General features: G+C 47.4%; 13 protein-coding genes. 1 reads left to right on the forward strand and 12 read right to left on the reverse strand.

Features of this window, described 5'->3' with window-relative positions; genetic code table 11:
* Positions 1-83 precede the first annotated feature (83 nt).
* From ACFQ03_RS08970 to ACFQ03_RS09015, 10 genes are all read right to left on the reverse strand, one after another.
* Positions 84-587, reverse strand: a complete 504-nt coding sequence (locus tag ACFQ03_RS08970) for a hypothetical protein (RefSeq protein WP_379287576.1) — start codon at positions 585-587, stop codon at positions 84-86.
* A 1,354-nt stretch (positions 588-1,941) separates the two neighbouring features.
* On the reverse strand, positions 1,942-2,739 hold the full coding sequence (locus tag ACFQ03_RS08975; RefSeq protein ID WP_144940294.1) for a sugar phosphate isomerase/epimerase family protein: 798 nt from the start codon (positions 2,737-2,739) through the stop codon (positions 1,942-1,944).
* A 35-nt stretch (positions 2,740-2,774) separates the two neighbouring features.
* Entirely contained in the window at positions 2,775-3,137 is a 363-nt protein-coding gene (locus tag ACFQ03_RS08980) for a hypothetical protein (RefSeq protein WP_144940296.1), read from the reverse strand.
* A gap of 90 nt (positions 3,138-3,227) precedes the next feature.
* Complete coding sequence (locus ACFQ03_RS08985) at positions 3,228-8,642, reverse strand: DUF6528 family protein (RefSeq protein ID WP_379287579.1); 5,415 nt, start codon at positions 8,640-8,642, stop codon at positions 3,228-3,230.
* Between the two features lie 139 nt (positions 8,643-8,781).
* Positions 8,782-10,326 (reverse strand): extracellular solute-binding protein, encoded by a 1,545-nt coding sequence (locus ACFQ03_RS08990; RefSeq protein ID WP_144940298.1) that lies wholly within the window; start codon positions 10,324-10,326, stop codon positions 8,782-8,784.
* Between the two features lie 22 nt (positions 10,327-10,348).
* Positions 10,349-11,209: a carbohydrate ABC transporter permease gene (locus tag ACFQ03_RS08995; RefSeq protein WP_144940300.1), complete on the reverse strand. Its 861-nt coding sequence runs from the start codon at positions 11,207-11,209 to the stop codon at positions 10,349-10,351.
* Positions 11,210-11,219: 10 nt separating this feature from the next.
* Positions 11,220-12,164 carry an ABC transporter permease gene (locus ACFQ03_RS09000; RefSeq protein ID WP_379287582.1) on the reverse strand — a complete coding sequence of 315 codons (945 nt, stop codon included), beginning with the start codon at positions 12,162-12,164 and terminating at the stop codon, positions 11,220-11,222.
* Between the two features lie 137 nt (positions 12,165-12,301).
* Entirely contained in the window at positions 12,302-14,548 is a 2,247-nt protein-coding gene (locus ACFQ03_RS09005) for a helix-turn-helix domain-containing protein (protein WP_379287584.1), read from the reverse strand.
* Between the two features lie 344 nt (positions 14,549-14,892).
* Positions 14,893-15,498 carry a YqaA family protein gene (locus ACFQ03_RS09010; protein ID WP_379287586.1) on the reverse strand — a complete coding sequence of 202 codons (606 nt, stop codon included), beginning with the start codon at positions 15,496-15,498 and terminating at the stop codon, positions 14,893-14,895.
* Between the two features lie 613 nt (positions 15,499-16,111).
* The gene (locus ACFQ03_RS09015; protein ID WP_144940306.1) at positions 16,112-16,819 is read right to left on the reverse strand and encodes an HAD family hydrolase; all 708 of its coding nucleotides are present in this window, start codon (positions 16,817-16,819) and stop codon (positions 16,112-16,114) included.
* Positions 16,820-17,041: 222 nt separating this feature from the next.
* Here ACFQ03_RS09015 and ucpA point away from each other — a divergent pair, with 222 nt between their 5' ends.
* Positions 17,042-17,833, forward strand: coding sequence for an SDR family oxidoreductase UcpA (gene ucpA / locus ACFQ03_RS09020; protein ID WP_144941629.1), 792 nt, complete (start codon positions 17,042-17,044; stop codon positions 17,831-17,833).
* Positions 17,834-17,916: 83 nt separating this feature from the next.
* On the opposite strand, the gene ACFQ03_RS09025 is transcribed toward ucpA, so the two are convergent.
* Positions 17,917-18,930, reverse strand: a complete 1,014-nt coding sequence (locus ACFQ03_RS09025) for an AI-2E family transporter (protein WP_186328519.1) — start codon at positions 18,928-18,930, stop codon at positions 17,917-17,919.
* Between the two features lie 262 nt (positions 18,931-19,192).
* Positions 19,193-19,441 (reverse strand): hypothetical protein, encoded by a 249-nt coding sequence (locus ACFQ03_RS09030; protein WP_186328517.1) that lies wholly within the window; start codon positions 19,439-19,441, stop codon positions 19,193-19,195.
* Positions 19,442-19,597 lie beyond the last annotated feature (156 nt).

Below are 19,597 nucleotides of genomic sequence, written 5' to 3' on the forward strand. Positions count from 1 at the left end.
AAAAATGATAAATCGACTTGTGAGACAGCCCCTTTGCCGGCAAGACTGGTCATTACATGCGACGGCCTTACATATTTTTCACATTAAACTTCTCTCTTCTTCCAGACCAGCATAAAAGCTCCCACAAGAATCATCAGTATCGGGAAGATCGGCCAACCGCTGGACAGATGCGTAAGCATGGAGCCGATAGAGAAGACGGCAAAAAACAAGAGAGACAGCACCGTCAAAATATTGATCGGGATCAACAGCCACTTATTGCGGCCCCCGAACCAATACAGCTCGAACAGTCCCACTGCCGGAGCCAGTATAAATCCCGGCCACATGTAGCCCCAACTGTCAAACAGCATGGAGATTTGGCAGACAACTCCTACCGTCAGGAGCACCCCGCCGGGAACAAGCAGCCCTACCCCTTGACGGTTCGTCAGCGAGAAGTACATCCAATGGAAAAACAAGCCTAGCGGAATAATAAACATGCTGGGCCAGAATAGGGCGAAAATCGTCCCCACTCCGAATGTCTCTCCCTGATTTAAAAACAAAAACGCCCCGAGAAGAAGCAGAACCGCTCCTAAAATGGTCTTAGCATTCATAGACTATTCCTTTCCTCCTTCGCCCGTCCTGTTCTTTTAACAGATTAGCATAATTAGGCAGCGGCTGCCTCCAACCTCGGGCAAGTCGTTTCCTAGACCAAAGTCCAGTTTCGAGCCCCGTCGCCTCTTTGAACTGGCGGAAACAGGAGTTCCCCTGATCGCTCTTGGGGAGGGTAAATCTTGGAACAGCTGAAATCCAAAAATATCTTCACTACAATGCGTGCCGGGAAAGCGCGATCTGCTCCGGTTCTGTCCGCTTTCTCCGTAATACACCGGGAAAGCGTGCCAGTGCGCTGTATGTGAAAGCTCCCGACCCCTCGCGTGGTGGTTGGTCAGTCTCCAACGTGATCTACAGCGCCTTGAAATTTCTGTATGTCAACACGTTCCATCGCACATGGGACATACAGGAGATTCCGAGGTCAAAAAAACCAAAAAAGTTACCCGTCATTCTGGTGCCAGCCGAACTCGCAACACTATTTAACGTTGTTTCCAATCCTATCGACCATATACGCTCCATTTCCATAAAGGCAATCATTTGAGCATAAATGCGGTAATTGAAAGTCCATAGGGCGGTAACTCGGTTTCGTTCAACATAAGTATATCCAAAATTGGTGACGGCTAGAGAAAAGAAGTTAGACTCCCATGCCTCTGGCCGCGGCACCAGCAGATGATGAAAATTGATGGATTTTCAGGGTAGTTTTCAGTTTTTCACCTCGTAGGAGTAAACTAACTGTATAAAAAGAGGCAGTCGATTTAATGTGGAAAAGGTGTTCAACTGGATGAATGTAATAGTAAAAGCAAAATTGTGTAGCATCAATGAAACTAGTAATGGATAAAAGCGTAAACGTAACGGAACTGGGAGATCTTATTTCGTCAAAATAGGCGGTTTTTTTAGACTAACGGAACCAGACGCGCTTATTTCATAGAATTATCCTACTTTCGCCTGCATTTCTTGGGAATAAGGTCATCTAGTTCCGTTAAAATGACCGAAAGGCCCATTTGGAGCGATTAAGGTCGTCTGGTTCTGTTAAAACCAAACCGTGCAGGTTTCCATGATCATAATCGTACACCATTAATCGACAGCCTCTAAAAATCCATTTAGACTCCCATGCCTCTGGCCGCGGCACCAGCAGATGAAGAAAATTGATGGATTTTCAAGAAGCCCTGCCGTTGATTCGGCACCGTCGGATGATGAATATTCATTTTTTCGATCCAATCCGTCATTATAAACGAATGTAGATTCTTGCCATGAATACCGGAAGCACATCGAAGGCTAATAGCTCTGGTAAAAAACAAGCAGGCCGCTTAGCAGGCGGTCCTGCCAAGCAGCCTTTCCAAGAAGAATGACGCATAATTAAGGATTCAATGCCAACAGCCGCCTCCAGCATGCCGTAAGATCTTCCGGGGAAGGGTTTCTCACCTCGAACATAAACGGACCTTCATATCCGTGGCCGGCGAGGGCTCGAAGAACATTCTTCCAGTCTATAATTCCTTCTCCGGGCATCCAATGCTTCTCATCCTCCCCGTCATAGTCGGACATATGAACGGTAATGATCCGCGAACCGACTTTGTTGATGAAATCGACCGCGGTTTCCTGAAGAAGATGGTTAACATCGCAGCAAACCATCAATCGATCTTCAGACCCGATCAACTCCAAAATTTCGTCACTCGTATTTCCGAGACAGGTTCTGGGCAGGCATTCCACCGCTATTCGAATATTCAGATGCCCCGCCCGGCGGGCCAGTTGCTGCAGTCCGTCCCGGCATATGCTTAACCGACGGCGCCTGTCCTCAATCGGAATCGGCTCATAGCTCGGATGCAGTACCGCCCGGCCTACTCCCCAACTCTCTGCCAGCTCCAGCAATTTATACTGATTGGCTATGATCGCCTCTCTCTTGGCGTCATCCGGGCAGGAAACGTCCCAATCATGGCCATAGGGCAAATGGACGGACCATATATGCAGGTTCAGGCGATTGGCTTCCTGAACGATCGCGGTAAACTGCTCGGAAAGCTCCTGGAACTGACTGTTCCAGTCCTTGCTGTGCAATACCAATTCAATACAATCCAATCCGGCACTCTTGATCTCTTCCAGTCCGGCGGTATTCTTGACATTATAAGAAGTACCGACCTTCCATCTTTCCGGTTGCCTCATCCGTTTCACTCTCCTCTGTTTCGTTAACCTGTCAGTTAGACGATGATCTTTGGATCCTGGATATTCAGAACGGCTTCGCTCACTTTGCCCTCATGAACCAAGACATTAGCGAATCTATGGTTGAACCCGGCCAAGACATACTCAGCCTCCTCGAGGCCGCCGTCTATCTCTATTTTAACGGAAATCGCTTCCCCGATCTGCAAATTTTGCCGGATCCAGTCCGCCTTCGCCCCACTGGCCGTCAGTACATATTTCCTTTGCGGGATGGAATGGTTGATCCCCGTCAATATCGCTTCAACGATACCGGACATTTCCTTCCCTGCCTGCCACTTTTCGTTCGGAGCATCGGGTGTAATGATCACCTCGACCCCTTCATTCCCCTCCTTTTCTATCATCATTTTCCTAAGAAGCAATCCCCGCTTAGCAGTGGGGATCCCGGTATCATCTGCTAAGCTAGCTGTTCTCCACTATTAGATCTCCACTGCTTTTTAAGATACATGTACGACAATTTTTTCCGTTATCGTTTCACCAGCTGCATTGATTAACTTACCGTAATATTCATACGTTCCTGCTAGTTTGTCTGTCATGGTTACCGTTGCGAATTGAGCTCCAGGTGTCGCTTCGAGCAGAGGAACGGATTGTACCAATTCCCCATTCTCATAGAGCTCGAAGGTAGCTGCATTGGTTCCCCACCACATATTCATCATCACGTTGTAGCTTCCGTCCCCATCCCAGTTATCGCTGGAGAGCACAGCATTACCCGGTAAGGCATCTGCAACAACAACGGTTATCGAATCGCAATTTGTCGTCCCGTAGGAATTAATCAATTCGCATGTGTATACATAAGTGCCGTTAATTCTGCCTGTTAGGACGGTTGCAGCCGTCTGGGCATCAGGAGATTTATCAATTAATGACTGCGTATCGATTAACCCCCCATTCTCATACAACTTGTATGTCGTCCCATTATTGCCCCACCATTGATTCATGGTAATCGTGTAGTTGCCGTCTCTTAGGCCCGTGTCGTACCCACTGTCACTCGACAATACCGGCTTGCCGGGTTTGTCTGTCGCCAGTGGACTTGAAGGTTCCTCCTTGATCATATCATTGATCATCCGAATGCTAGGATACCAGGTACGCGCCTTGTAGTACGCCTCGCTGTTATGAATTCTTAGATCATGCGTGTAGCTGCCTTGTCCATCGAAACGGAATATATCCACCGCATTCGTGGCCCAAGATGCCATCGTTCCATTAGGTACAGTACGGATAATGTTGCCCGTATACGGCTGTGTTCCAATGGACTTGACATGAGTGCTAAAAATATCATCATGCGAGTCGAATGTGTTAGACAGTTCTCCAGTAACCATATTAAACTGATACACTTCATATTGGGCTGTCACCCAGAGCAGGTCCCCGCCTTCCGTAACAGGGAACAAATCATGGCCCCAAGCCCCTTCTTTGCCTTCCATTGCCGGGAGATCAGCCCCCAAACCTTCCTTCAATGTTAGAGTTGGCCGCTCTGTCGTGCCGGTGATTTCATAAGCGACCACCTCATAATCTCCAACTGCCCATAGCAGCTTGCGCTGGTTATCCCAAACTAAGCCATGAGCTCCAGGAAGCTCTACTCGGTAATAATAACCATTTGCATCCCCCTGACTGGACGCGTATATGGTCACAGCGTTGCCGACACTATCTGCCACAACGATGTTTCCGTCCGGCAGCAATTCAATGGAATGAGGATTCTCCTCATTCTTCGTAGCGCGGCTATATAGCCGTTCACCAGTTTCGTAATCAATAATACCCACAAATCCACGAGAAGCGGTCGTCACAACAACATATCCGCCATAAAACTCACTATAGCGAAGCTTCGCATCCGTCACAAGGTCAAAGGTGCTAATTCCCGTAAATCCTAATGCGGTAGTCGGCTGCCACTTCCATACGATTGCATTCGGATCATTCCAATCTGGGCTATCCTGCTTGTATACAACGATTTTATTGAATTGCTGATCCGTAAGCGCAACCATCTCGGTTTCTGCCGAGCTAGGAACCTTCGAGTTGCCCTCGATCGGCAGCGTTGTCACGGCAGCCTGATTAACAAGCACCTGCAGGGAGTCCAGCACAGCTGTACCGCTCATTCGTTTCAGTTCCATCCCAGAACGGATGATTCTGCTATGATCAGTGATTTCATTCCCATCCAATCCAAATACGGAAAGCTCTTCCGATTGATCAAACCCGGCCAAAAAGGCTTCAATGGTCGTTTGGTGTGGAATGTCCGTAACCGTTCCCGCCGTATGATCGATCGTGTATGTCCGAGAGGTTATCCATTCCCTGAAAGGAATCGTATACGGCGCAAGGTTTTTCTTAATTCCGTTCCGCTCCCCATAGTTTTTCATCTGCAAATCTACATAGTCCTCATAAACATAGACCATGAGTGACTGGATTACTGCAGGTTGCTCGGCTGAGAGCGGCCCTGGATTATATCGATTGTTATAATAGCTTAGTGAACCTGCAAAGCTAGAGACATAGCCTGTAGAGCGAACGTTACGATCCTGTTCTATGCTGCCGTCAGCGTTATAGGCTGTCACCCGCTCGAAAGTGTCCTGTTCGATGAAAGGACCACCATGGTCGTGGCCATAGAGATAGATCAAGTTCGGATAGTTCAAAAAAATGCGATGCAAGCGGGTGTTCATGCCATTCTCATCAGAGAGAGCTTTCGCTGGCGCAGTTAATGCTTTTGATCCTTGAAGAGGATAATGACCAAGTACGATAACCCGTTCGGTATTGCCGATGGTCAAAAGTGTGTTCTCCACGAAATCGATAGCTTCGGGCGTATACACATTGGAATCGATGGTTTCGTCCCCATTATACGGAGTATTAATCCCGATAAAGTGAATTCCGTTAATCATGTAGTGATAAGCCAACAGATTGGAAGTCCGATCTACACCTTCATATAACACATCTTCATATTGCCCAAGGCTGCTTAGCATCGTTGAATCGATATAGGCGCCGGAATTGTACGCAGTCGAACCTGCTTCATAATCGTGATTCCCGTTAACATATAGCACTTTTCCGTATTTGCTCGTCTCTGCGAAAGCGCCTGTCACCTGCGAAACAAACTTATTGTATGTCTCTTGACCCCATGGGATGCTGCCAGTTGTACTCGAACTGTCCCCGGTCACAACGACCAGATCCGGATTTTCATTCGTCTTAATGGTTCCAAGTGCAGCGCGAATTTGCGGTCTAATCACGTCCGGATTATCCTGCAAACCGTAATCAACATGCAAATCAGACAGAGCCGAAATCGTAAACAAAGGCTGTTCACGAGGCTCTTCCAGATCCAACTTTGTCTTATCGATGTTCACTTCGTACACATGGAAGAGATTGTTGCTGTTCGTCGCGCTCGCCTGCCAGCCTTGACCATTCACTGTCGTAAAACGAACGTAATACGTCTTGCCGTCAATGACTCGGGACACGCTCGCTAGTCCTGTAGCATCAGCATTAACAGTCAATGTTTGTTTAGGCCCAAGTGAAATTGAAGGTTGATTGCTGTTACTTAGATGAATGTTTAGATAACTGTTCTCACCTGCTTCATTATGAGACCTAATCGCCCATCCACCTTCAACTTGTTCGAATTTCCATACCAGTCGATAGTCCACTGTGTCTTTAGAGGCATCAAAGCTGGCATACTTCAATAGCAATGGGTCTGAGCTCGTTGTATTCTCACTGGAAACGGCATACTGATCCTTGGTGCCGCCAGTTGGCGTAATGCCCGGAATCGCAAGTACGTAATCGTTGCCGCTCGTTAGGTGAGTTGCCCCGACTTTGTAGTAAGTCGGTCTAGGCGTCGGAACATCGGATACTTGGTATAGCAGAAACGATGCAGAGCTTGTTGCAGGAGCTGCTTCCCATCCGATTCCTCTTAAATTCGTAAACCGGATATAAAAAGGGATTCCTTCCAAGGCTTTAGACAGCATTACTGTCCCGTCCTCGTTGACAACCACATTCAGCTCTTGCCTTGAACCCAGATATGCATTGGGCTTGCTGTTTGCCATGCTGATATTCAAATAATTGTTGTCTCCCTCAACACCTTCTGCCCTCAAGCTATAACCACCGCCAAATTTCTCAAAAACCCATACCAGACTTGGATTCACCGGAGGTTGAACAGTATCGCTGAACTTCACGTGCTGGAACAGCTTCTGATCCGTGTATGCCGTTGGCTTACTGGATAGCGCAAACAATCCTCTGCCTTGATCGTTACTGGAAATATTCTGGATGGCCAATATATATTTCGTGCCTTCCGTTAATTGCTGACCTTTGACGATGTTTGGCATTGGCATAATACGAGCGCTAGGAACCTCAAACACTCGGAAAGCATTGCTGCTATCATAAGTGCCTGCCTGCCAGCCTACGCCGCCTGCCGTCGTAAAACGAACGTAATAGGTGGTCCCGTTCAGGCTACGCGAAATTTTTGCCGTTCCGTCAGCGTTTCTAGTAAACTTCAATTCTTGCCTGGGCCCGAGTGTTGCGCTAGCGGTTGAACCATTCATATCAAGGTTCAAATAGCTGTCCGTCCCGTCAGCACCGAGCAGCTTCAAGCTGAAGCCAGACCCGTAAGCTTCATACTTCCATACGATGGTATCATCCAGACCATATTGTGATTCAGAGTACTTCACATGTCTGAGCATAGAGTTGTTAGAATTGATATTTTCGATACCGGATAAAGCAAACTGACCGTGGCCTTGGTCGGTGCTGCCAATGCCGGGATGGGCAAAGATATAATACCCGCCGCTATGCATATTGCTTGAGGAAACAGGCTTGATCGGATTGTTCTCAAGCAAGGAAAGCGGAACAGCGCTCACGCGAAATGACATGCTTGGCTTATAAGAAGCGTCTGTACTGGATTGCCAGCCTACGCCGTTTAAATTAGTGAACCGCACATAATAAATCGAACCGTTTGCATTGCGGGAAATCTGTACGGTTCCATCGTCATTGATAATCAGGCTTAGTTCCTGCCGTTCACCCAGCGTCAAATCATTTCCATTAAGATTCAAGTAGGAAGCGCCTCCACTTTTGGAATAGGCTTTCAGGCTATAGCCACTTCCATAGCTTTCAATTTGCCATACGAGAACAGCTGATATGCTCTTCAGACCGACATCAAATGGAATATGACGAAGTAATAAGGGGGCAGCATTGCCATTGCTCTCGCTTGCCAGAGCATATTCGTCCCGCCCAAGCGTATTGCTGTTAATTCCGGGAATAGAGAGTGAATAGAACCCGCCGCTGACGATCTCATGCGCGTTAATCTCTAGGATTCTATCATTTGAAATAATCATATTTTCTGTAACGGGGAATACACGGAATGACATACTTGGCAGGTATGAATTATCCGGGCTGGATTGCCAGCCTACGCCGTTTGCATTGGTGAACCGCACATAATAATAGGTACCGTTTACCTCACGACTAATGAGAATAGTGCCGTTATCATTTACTGTCAGGACTAACTCCTGCTGTTCGCCAAGCGTCAAGTCCACTTCCGAAATATTCAAGTAGGCATTGGTTCCATCCTCAGAGTAGGCTTTCAGACTGTAGCCTGAACCGAATGGTATTGCCTGCCATACGATTGCCTCGTTTACCTGAGGAAGTGTCTCATCAAATTTGATATGGCTGCGCAGTAACGGCGATGTGTTCGTGTTAGGATTCGAGGAGAGTGCATATTGGCCACGCCCCTGCAAGTAGCTGTTGATCCCTGGGATTGCAAACACATAATAGCCATTACTGACGATTTCGTTGCCTGTGACTTGGGTAATCCCTTGAGCATTCGCAGAACTAGCAAACATCTGTAAGAACAAGCTAAGCAGCATAACCGAAATACTTAATTGTGTAATTCCTTTTCTCAACCTACTCATACATAATGCTCCTCCCTTAGGATTCAATTATCTGCAGCCAAGTCAGATGTCGGTGGATCATCTGACTTGGCTGCAGGAGTTGTTCGATTAAATCGAAATAATTAGCAATAGAGGGCATCACAAGCTCATTGACTGCATTTTATTGTAATGATTTCCACAGCTCGTTGGCTTGCTCTTCGATGAGTTTACCGCCTTGAGCATAGTATTTTTTGATAAATTCGTCGTACTTCTCTACAGGCCACACGCCCGTAACGATCTTGACCAAATATTCCATCCACAGCTTAGTCTCGAGATCTGGATAATCCATCTCTGCTGGAACCGATTTCCACAAGGCATTGGAGATCACATGTTTGTTCACAATTTCAATGGCCTCACGAACTTCTGGCTTCGCTGAACGACGATCGGTAACAATAACGAATCGAACCGGGTTGGAATACCCTTTCTTATACAGCTCGGCATACGGAGTAATCAATTCGATTGTATCCGTAGCGCGGTCGTAAGTGAAATCCTCATTCTCGATGCCGTACATCATGTGATTGAATCCGCCTTCATCGCTCTGATCGGCAACCCAATTCAGATATTGGAACAATTTCTTGGGATCCTGAACTTTAGCCGACAGTGCTGTGAACTCCGAATTATAGAGCTTTTCTTGATAGCCTTGCTTACCAGCCGGACCTTTCGGCGCTTCCAGCATGATGAGCTTGGCATTGGGATTGGCTTCATGCAGCGAAGTTGCAAGTGGGCTAGACATCTTTTCCGTATAATACACATCTCCCTCGAACACTCCGACCAGAGAGTTTACAACCAGCTCATCTCTTTGTTTGGATTCCATAATCGGGAAGTCGTGAGCAATAAGACCTTCCGCATACCATTTCTGTAGTAAAGCAAGGCCCTCTTTCATTTCGGGAAGCACGAGCCCTTTCTTAATTCCTCCGTCTACCTCAGTCCAATATTTAGGGATAATGCCATACGCGCCAAAGATCGCATTGAAATTCGTCTCGTTGGAAACTCCCAGACCGAATGTATCGTCTTTGCCGTTCTTGTCAGGATCTTGTGTAACAAAGGCTTGCAATACGGCATACAACTCATCTAGTGTGGTCGGCTGACTCAGTTTGAGGTTATCCAGCCAATCTTGTCGAATGGTAAGTCCAAGTGTACTGGGCAAGTTAAACGGCTTGTCGTTTCTTCCCTTTGGAATGCCGTAAATTTTACCGTTAAACGTGACTTCCTTCCAGAATTCTTCCGGAATGATCTTCATTAGATTTGGAGCATCCTTCAGATACTCATCGAGTGGCAGAAGCAGTCCCTCTTCGGAGAACCGTGCGAGCGTCTTCGAATCGATGTCGAAATAGTCAGGAAGCTGGCTTGAGGTAGCAAGAATGTTCAGCTTGGTAAAGTAATCGTCTCCGCTTGCGAGAGTAACCTTGAAATCGAATCCCTTCGCTCCAGTTTTCTCAAATGCCTCAAGGAGCGTTTTCTTGCCCACGCCGCCATCCGCCGGATACTCCGGAGCGGCAAATTTGCGGAGGATTTCATAGGTAGTCGTTTTCACTTCTTTAATTGCTGGAGTCGCGGTAGCAGTCACAGCCGCATCCTTCTCATTTTTTGCACTGCAACCAGCGGAAACAATCGATACTGCGAGCACGCTTGCCAACATCATCTTTCTTTTTGGAGCCTGAAGCATGGGATGACCTCCTAATATTTTTTTACCCTTTGACCGATCCAATCATTGCGCCTTTCACGAAGAAACGCTGCAAGAATGGATACACCATCAATATAGGGATCAAAGAGACAACAATTGTGGCTGCAATGACAGAATCCGAAGAAGCTGCATTGAGCTCGCCCATCGCTTCCGCATCAACTTGACCGGCAATAATTTGACGAAGCAAGACGGGTAAGGTCATGTGCGCTTTATCGTTCAAATAGATAAAAGATTGGAAGAAGTTATTCCATAAGCTAACCGCCATCCACAGGGCCAATGTTGCCAGTACCGGCTTGCATAGCGGCAATATAATCGTAAAAAAGATACGAATCGGATTGGCGCCATCGATCATAGCCGATTCTTCCAGTTCCTCGGGGATCGTTCGAATGAAGCTGAGCATGACGATGACATTGAAAGCGCTTATGAGATTCAGGACGATGATGGCCCATAAAGTATTAATGAGGTGCAGTTCTTTCATCACCAGGTAAGTCGGGATCAGGCCTCCGCTGAAGATCATAGTGAACAATACAATGAGCATAAACAACTTCTTGAGCGGGAGCGTCCGTTTGGCCAGTGGATAGGCAGTGCTTGACGTTAATAGAAGCGCTAGTACTGTTCCTACGATGGTAATAAAGAGGGAATTGCCATACGCCGTCCACAAATAATCGCTCTTTATTATGATGTGGTACGCATCCAGTCTGAAGTCAACGGGCCATAAGAACATGCCCCCCCGCATTACCGCATCACCCGAGCTTAACGACCGGGAAATCTCTCGCCATAGTGGATAGATCGTGGCAAGACCTAATAATGAAAGCAAAACGGCATTGACTGTGTTAAACAAGCGATTTCCGAATGAAGAATGCATCAGTACCTCCTCACCATATTCCTTGTTCGCCGAATTTCTTGGCTAATCGGTTGGTTAATACAATCAAGATCAACCCAACTACAGACTGGAACAACCCTGCGGCTGTGGCGAACGGATATCTTCCCATCGTAATCCCCACTCTGTATACATAAGTATCCAGTACATCCGCAACCTCATAAACGAGTGGGTTGTACAAGTTGTAGATTTGATCGAAGCCTACGTTCAAAATATGACCTGTTTTCAAAATAAGCAAAATGACGATCGTGCCCGCAATCGAAGGCAATGTAATATGGCGGACTAATTGAAAGCGGTTAGCTCCATCAATTTTGGCAGCATCGTAGAGCTCCATGTTAATGCCAGAGATCGCTGCCATATAAATAATGGTCCCCCATCCGACCTCCTTCCACAGCTCAGACAGTACGAGTAATCCCCGAAAGCTGCCCGGATCCATCAATGGCGAGGTTTGGAGTCCAAACATCTCCAACAATCCGCTCTTGGAAGAAAACAACGAATATAACACCCCTCCAAGAATGACCCAAGACAAGAAATGTGGAAAGTAAACAACCGTCTGAATGACCCGCTTAAAACCGACATGATACACTTCATTGAGCAGAAGCGCCAATATAATCGGTGCCGGGAAGTTGAACACCAGCTTATAGACGCTGAGAATGATCGTATTCCTCAGCGCCACCCAGAAATCAGGTGAATCAAACAATAACTGAAACCATTTGAGCCCGGCCCAAGGGCTTCCCATTACGCCATCTATTAACCGAAAATCTTTGAATGCGATTACAATACCAGCCATAGGCCAATAATGGATCAACAAGAAGTAAAGGATACCAGGAAGCAGCAGCACAAAATAATATTTGTGGCTTGCAAACGGCTTCCACGCTTTCCTCCAATACATTGATAAAAATGATAGTGTGGATGTTCGAGCCGTAGAAGGTAACGCCAATCTAAATCCTCCTTTCGTATGGTCATGATTGCGTTTTCATCGTAATGCATTCCCGAATAGGAGGAAATTACGAGTTTTTGATTCGTATGGGCGTTATTGCGCAAAAATTGCCGGGTGACAAAAAAAATCCATTCAAATCAAGAAAGGTCCATTACCTTTTTGCGGTATTCGCCCGGGGTCGTCCCTTCCGCCTTCTTGAACGAACGGATGAACGTATGGGCATCGTTATAGCCGATTAATTGGCTGATCTGCTGCAATGATTTCGATTTGTCTTTCAGCAGCGTTTTGCTCATCGCCAATCTCCGTTCGGTTAAATATTCAAGCGGAGACTTGCCTACCTCTGCTTTGAAGATCCGGCTCAGATGTGAAGGACTGATGCCGATATGAGAAGCAATATCCGATATGGAAATGTTATTCGCATAATGGGCCTCTATATAGTCCATCGCCTGCCGGACCCATGGGCTGCTGCCCTCCGCCTGCTTCCGTACCGTCTCTAAATAATCCATGATTTGCCCGATTTGACGCATTAGCATACTGCGGAGCTCTGACTGGTTCTGGCATTGCTGAAGCTGAAGCAGATCCACCTGGTCCATCAGCGGTTCAATGTCGTACCCTTCCTGTACCAAGGAGCCGAGAACATGACTCATCAGTATCACGATCATTTGCAGCAGCTTCGGATACGGTGAGCCGCTGCTTGATAAATAACGGTCGAACAGCTCCGACATATAATGCTCCACCCGGCTCTGGTCCCCGGCCAGGATCGTGTTCAATATCTTCTTCTGATAAGCCGCCGGATATTGAAAATGACCGGATTCCTTCGTCTCCTCCACGAAGCATACAGCAGATTGCGGCAGGAAAGCTTTATAGGTCATGGCCCGCTTTACCTGCTCGTATGCTTCAGCCAGCTGATCCAAAGGGCCGATCCCGCTGACGAAGAAGTAAAGCTCCGCCTTCAGGCGGCTGTGGGCCAGCCGCTGGATCGTCCGGCAGCCGTCCTCCAGCTCGGCCATTAGCTCGCCGTCGAACACTTCCCGGTCGAAATTGAGGATGAAGGCGAACTTGCCGCGGTCGAGAATCGTCCCTGCCGCCATAAATCGGGCCCGCAGCTCATCCTCCGCCAGGCTGAACAAGAACAGCGTATGCCCGGCCGAGCTATCCCGGTCACGCCTACTCTCGTCCACTACAACAAGCACAGCATGATAAGGAGATACAAATTGAATGCCGGCCTCGGAGAATCGGCGGGCCGCGTCCGGATCTTCGGGCTGATGATTGTGAAGCCATTCGTGCACGACATGATTGCGGACAATCGGTTCATTGTGCCGAATCGTAGTAATCAAATTATGAATCGCCCGGTTGACAACCGCGTATGCGTCCTGGCTGTCTCCGGGGGCTCTCATCACGAATTCCTGAAGCTTCGTTGCCAGACGCCGCCACGGATCATACAGAATCGAGGCGAACAAGTAGGACAATCCGACTCCGACGGCAAGTACGCCAAGCATAATGAGGACAGCCTGGCGGATAGCATCCGTAACGACTGGAGTGTAGGGCCCTGCCGGGGTGAGCTGCATTAAGGCCCAGCCATTCGTCGTGCTTTTGGCGCCGCTAAGGATGTATTTCTTCCCGGCGAGCGAAACCGTTTCTGTATAGATGGCTCCCGGTCCGAGCTTCGGAAGCATTTTATCCAAATCCAGCCCCTCTACCGTTGAGGAAACCGGACGCCCCCATGGATCGGCTACGATCAACGGTCCCGACATCTGTGAATTCAAGTTCAGCAAAGTGCTCATAAAAACATCCTTGTGGATATTGAACACCAAGTAGCCTAAAGCCGTTTTCTGCGTGGCCGGCACCGGCTTGACGAAGGACAGAATCTCCTTCCCGGGCTCCCCCGGCCGTTCGCGCAAGCCGACCCAGGGGCGCGGAAATTCAGACGCAGCTCCGGTTACCCGGTTCAGAAAGTCCTTATCGTAAAAGTCCTTAAGGTCATACAAGCCCTCATTGACCGTCAACACTTTCCCGTTCTGCAGAATATCCAGATAGATCGATTCAAACAGCGCATTGGAGTTCATCCAGCTTCGCAGCTGCCCTTTAATATCCGCATATTGATAAGCCTGCAGGTCGAATGGGCGGTTCAACATCTCCAGCACATCCGGAGTCAGTGAGATTTGCAAAGAGATTTGTCCGAATTGGTCCAGCAGCAGATCCAGATTGCGGGAAGCGGATTCCAAAGCGGCTTCGGAAACGCTTACAGTTTTCTGCACAGCATCCCGGTATTTGCTGTAAATCTGCCACGCCAGAAGCAGCAAAGTAGGAATAAGAATCATGGTGAAGAACAGGATCAAATATTTGCGAAACGCGGATTTTGTCTCTGAGATATGGCGGATCATCGAAATCTCACTCCTCTAACGCATCGTTAAATCTCTTTTTCTATCATGGTTGCTCCTGCCTCGTTTGTCAATTATTAAGAAAGATATTAGCCTAAATCCCCCTGCAGCGTGACCTGGGGCCTTCGAAGCGTATTTCTCTCCCCCTGACCAGGTAGCTTCAAACCTCTTCTATCCTCTCCTGTCTTTGCATCGCTTCCAAGGAGAGCTGTATACTTCTCTGCGGGGAGCCCCGAGGCTTACGAATGCAAAAAAAACAGCCCGTTAAAGAGCTGTTTTAATTCAATACAGCAGATGGCAAAGACCGCGCCGATACTGACATCCGGGCGACTGAACCCATTGCATATTTAATCGCTCGTCGAGCTGCTTTGTTGCTCCGGGTTAAGCTTGGTCGTCTTCTTATTTCGCATTTTCTTGAACACGAGAAAGCCGATCGCCACGACAACCCCTACTGCCAGGAATAGATATTTAAGACCATCGATCATGCCCTCAGCGGCCCGTCCGTATACATAAAAGAGAGCTCCTACAACATAAAACTTCGTGGCGCGCCCCAATGCGGCGTAGCCGATGAGTCTCCATACGGAAAAATTCAGACAGCCGGCGAGAATGGTAAACACCTTGAAGGGAATCGGGGTGAAGGCTCCGACCAGAATAGCCGCTTCTCCATTGCGTTGAAACATGGTAGAGGCTTTTTCGATCCACTCTTTCTTGAGGAATTTATATAGGACCGATTTGCCTAATCCTTTGCCTATCCAATATCCCAACGGGGTACCGAGAATGCTTCCGATATATCCTACCGTTGCCAGCCAGAGAGCTTGGGATGGATTGATGAGGCTTAAGGGGACTTGCAGGAAAAAGGCGGGAATCGGAAAAATAACCGCATCCGCGAAGGAATGAAGAAATAGCCCGAGGCTACCGAAATCCATAAGAAAATCAATGATTGATTGAAACATAATTTGCAGAGGCCTCCTAAATGATGGCAGGTAGTCTTCTAAATGAGCATAAATGATCAGCGGTATGGGCCCATCGAGCTATGAGTACATAACGGAAGTGAATTTAATCGGGGATAAAATCACTTGCTTGAACATAACGGGTATGGACGCGCGGATACGAAATTGCGCCGTGGTGACAAGGGAACGGACCCTGTCTGAGGGGACGGTGCACAGTATTAGAACCAGAAACAGTAGAATAGGCTCTGCATGAGAATATTTATTAAAGGGATTGTCTGAAGTAGCAGCCGCTCTTGCCCTCAGGACGGGCTTCAGCGGATCAGCCGGAATGGCGGGATGTAATGCTATCGGTATCACTAAAAGGAAGCATAGTAAAAAAGCAAAACCGCAAAGCAGGTAACGCTGTTGTCTTGATGCGGAAAACTTCATTGCTTTTTCATCATCCTTCCAGATAGTAATGATCACAAATAACAGCTTAGCATAAAAATGTGACAGTTCGCAATGCAATCCCGCCTATCCCTGCATTGTTTTTCCTCCCGTCCTGCTTCCGGGCATGGACGAGTCTTGCCATCCATGCCGCCGATTTGGAATGAAGCAGCTCAGGCCAAGGATCTTACTACAGCCATTCTATTAACTCAGCCATGTGCTTGATCGTAGCCATGGGAACAGGACTCTCGGGCTGCGCTCTTCCCTTCTTGTTAAACCAGATGGCATTCATCCCCAGGCTCATGGGGCCGACCACGTCATTCTTCCAGGAATCGCCTACGAACAAGACTTCGGACGGTTCTACTTGAAAATAGTCCAATGGTCTGCGGTAGATTTCGGGAGACGGCTTCTCGCATCCGATAGTTTCCGATATAAAGACGGCTTCCCTCGGGAAAAATCGATCCACCCCTGTAGCTTCCAATTTGTCGAACTGCCAGCTGGCCGTTCCGTTCGTTACTATCCCGAGCATATACCGTTTCTGCAGCTCCTCAAGCACATCCAGCAGTTGATTGTCCGTTTTCATAAAGGTTTTGCTTAACCGCTGATACAATTTTTCAAATTGCTTCGCTGACTTCTCGTCCCCCCGCCTGCCAAAATCAGCCAAGGCATCGATATACCTGCGTTCGCGAAATTGCTCTATGCTGATTTTCTGAAGATAATACTGCTCGTGATACAGCTCGGATTTACGGCTAAAGCATTCAAAGAGACGGTCCGGATCCTCGTCGCGGGTCAAAGGATGCTGACGGAAAGCCTCCTTCAGGCTGGCTTCCCAATAGTCATCAAAATGCAGCAGCGTATCGTCCAAATCAAAAAGAATCAGTCGGATTTTGGGCTGCAAGCCTTTCCCTCCTTCATGTTCTCTAGTCATATCATATCATAATCAAATCAGGCAAACACTGGAAAATGCATAAAGGCCAAGACTTTCAACCACGTTCTATTTCCCCTGTAACGGTATTTCGGCCTATTTGTAACAAATCTGTCCCAATCCTTAAATGGATATCTATGGTAAAATAATAGTATAGTAGCCTATAAAGAACAGTAAAGTGGAGGAGAACAAGCTATGAAAAAACTAGACGGAAAAATAGCGATTGTCACAGGCTCAGCCATGGGAATCGGTAAAGGAATTGCTACCGTGTTAGCAAAGCATGGCGCCCATGTCATTCTGTATGATCTGAACGATAAGGTATTCGAAACGGCCCAGGCCATTGAAGCGGCTGGCGGCCGGGCTTCCGCCTATCAACTGGACATTACCGACCGGGAAGCGGTTAGCCGAACGACTGATGATGTGGCTGCGAAATATGGAGCGGTACATATTCTCGTCAACAATGCCGGGGTTATCAAGCTTGCCCAGTTTACGGAAATGAGCGATGATGTGCGCGACTTCCACTTCCGGGTAAACATCAATGGAGTATGGAATGTCACCCGCGCTGTACTACCCTATATGAAGGAGAACAAATACGGCAAGATTGTTAACATGTCTTCGGTAACCGGCTATATGGTCGCCGATCCGGGCGAAGTTGCTTACGCCACCTCGAAGTCCGCAATTATCGGCTTCACTCGCTCGCTGGCCGCTGAGGTTGCCGAGCATGGAATTACGGTCAACGCCATATGCCCCGGATACATTCATACGCCGATGGCTGAGCAGATCGGCAGCGAATCCAATCCGGAGGATCCGGGTTCGGTCATCCAAGGAATAGCTAACGCCATTCCGTTAAAGCGGCTGGGCAAGCCCGAAGAAGTCGGCGAACTGGCAGCCTTCCTCGCCTCCGATGAATCCAGTTATATTACCGGCACCCAGGTAGTTATCGACGGAGGCAGCACACTGCCCGAAACGGCATCGGTAGGAGTATAACAAGCAGATTCGGGCACTTAAAAAAGGCTGTCCTTATCGGACAGCCTTATTGATCTTCACTTTGATTAAGAAAGGAAGACCGGTTAACGGCTGTAATCCTTCACTTCAATAATATCCAGTATGAAGATAAACATCGGAATGCCGATAATCAATCCCCATACACCGAAGAAATGCTCGCTGAATATAAGAACCACGAACGTATAGAACACGGGCAAGTTCGTCTTCGAAGACATGAACTTCGGATTTAGGAAATAGGCTTCAATCGCATGGATGACGGCAATCATTATCAATATATAGATGACTTTAGGAATTCCCCCGATCGTAAAGGCAATGGTGCACAAGGGAATCAACGAGATGATCACGCCCGCCACTGGAATCAGTCCCAGGAGAAATATGAGCACGCCGAGCGCAAATAAATGGGGGAAGCCCATAAACCAGAGAACGATGACTGACAGGATGCAGTTCACGATAGCGATCATGAACTGGACCTCGATAACCTTACCGAAGGAACCGGCGAACTTTCTGCCGAAATACTCCAATTCCTGGTAGAAAGCGGAAATTTTACTCGTTCTCAGCTTGTCGGTAAATTGCTTAATTCTCTGTTTCTCCAACAAGAAAAATAGACTCAATATTAATGCCAAAAAAATGCGTAAACCCCACTTGCTAATATTAGAAAGTGATTTATACAGGAAATCAAAGCCCTTCTCCATATACCCGGTCAGCTCAATTTCCTTAATGGCATTAACAATATAGTTGACTATTTCGTTGTCCTGAGGCTGTGTATAAAATTCCGTAATCTGGCGAATTAACTGTGAGATTTCAATAATGATGACCGGAAAAAATTTGTACAAACCGGCACCCAGGCCGAAGACGATGGCGATATACAGCAGAAGGACTATCAGTTTATCATTGACTTTAAAGAGCTTGTTCAAATTGGTCACAACGAAATGTTGGAGACGGTTCATCAAAAAGATAAAAATAAACGTAATCAAGATCAAGTCCAAGATGCTGCGAATTCCATATAAAATAAGAACGATGGTCGCCAGAATGACGAACCTGCGGAATCCCCTGTTTTGAAATAAAGCTTTGGCCTCCAGCATACACACAACTCCCGTCCGCTTTCTCAGTACTTATCTATTATACAACGCCGCCCCCTGTCAAAGATAGCCAGCAGTCCGCAAATTTTCTTTCTTTTTCGACAATATCCCCACATCTCTCAGACAGCAAAAGACCGAATAAAAAAGACAATCGGAGCTATAGTATGCCCCGATTCTTCCTTTTTTATCCATATTACTTAATCCCAATCCACATTATACAAAAATTCAAATCGTTTCATGTTCACCGATGGTGGTACTAGCTTTAAAACGGCGTTATGGAAACATGATCCTTTATTTTTCGTGATGCGCTTAATAGTGATCCGCCACTGATGAATAGCGCAATACATACGGCTACAGAGGCAACCAACAACAGAGGTGCTCCCCAACCTTGCAAGCCCATAATTCCTGTGCATGCCCAAAGAGTACCGAAGAACGCCATGAAAAACACACCAGACGCCATTCCGCGAACCGCAGAACCACGACCATGGACAGTTATTGTAGGTTGTGTCATATATGGGACTCTCCTTTCAATTGCCTTGCAGCGGAGATTCAGGGTCTAACTAGGGGTCAGTATCTATTAAACTGATAAAGACTAAGGGGTCTTTCTATTTAGACCATACTGCCTGACTAACCGCATACTCGATGTACTGATTTTGCAGGCCATCCG

Source organism: Paenibacillus residui, assembly GCF_042677205.1.
Lineage (GTDB): Bacteria > Bacillota > Bacilli > Paenibacillales > NBRC-103111 > Paenibacillus_L > Paenibacillus_L residui.

What these genes read in the sequence shown, in the direction of transcription:
- ACFQ03_RS08970 (WP_379287576.1), bottom strand. Translation starts at nt 587, where the DNA reads ATGAATGCTAAGACCATTTTAGGAGCGGTTCTGCTTCTTCTCGGGGCG.
- ACFQ03_RS08985 (WP_379287579.1), bottom strand. Translation starts at nt 8,642, where the DNA reads ATGAGTAGGTTGAGAAAAGGAATTACACAATTAAGTATTTCGGTTATG.
- ucpA (WP_144941629.1), top strand. Translation starts at nt 17,042, where the DNA reads ATGAAAAAACTAGACGGAAAAATAGCGATTGTCACAGGCTCAGCCATG.
- ACFQ03_RS09010 (WP_379287586.1), bottom strand. Translation starts at nt 15,498, where the DNA reads ATGTTTCAATCAATCATTGATTTTCTTATGGATTTCGGTAGCCTCGGG.
- ACFQ03_RS08990 (WP_144940298.1), bottom strand. Translation starts at nt 10,326, where the DNA reads ATGCTTCAGGCTCCAAAAAGAAAGATGATGTTGGCAAGCGTGCTCGCA.
- ACFQ03_RS08975 (WP_144940294.1), bottom strand. Translation starts at nt 2,739, where the DNA reads ATGAGGCAACCGGAAAGATGGAAGGTCGGTACTTCTTATAATGTCAAG.
- ACFQ03_RS09030 (WP_186328517.1), bottom strand. Translation starts at nt 19,441, where the DNA reads ATGACACAACCTACAATAACTGTCCATGGTCGTGGTTCTGCGGTTCGC.
- ACFQ03_RS08980 (WP_144940296.1), bottom strand. Translation starts at nt 3,137, where the DNA reads ATGATGATAGAAAAGGAGGGGAATGAAGGGGTCGAGGTGATCATTACA.
- ACFQ03_RS09005 (WP_379287584.1), bottom strand. Translation starts at nt 14,548, where the DNA reads ATGATCCGCCATATCTCAGAGACAAAATCCGCGTTTCGCAAATATTTG.
- ACFQ03_RS08995 (WP_144940300.1), bottom strand. Translation starts at nt 11,209, where the DNA reads ATGCATTCTTCATTCGGAAATCGCTTGTTTAACACAGTCAATGCCGTT.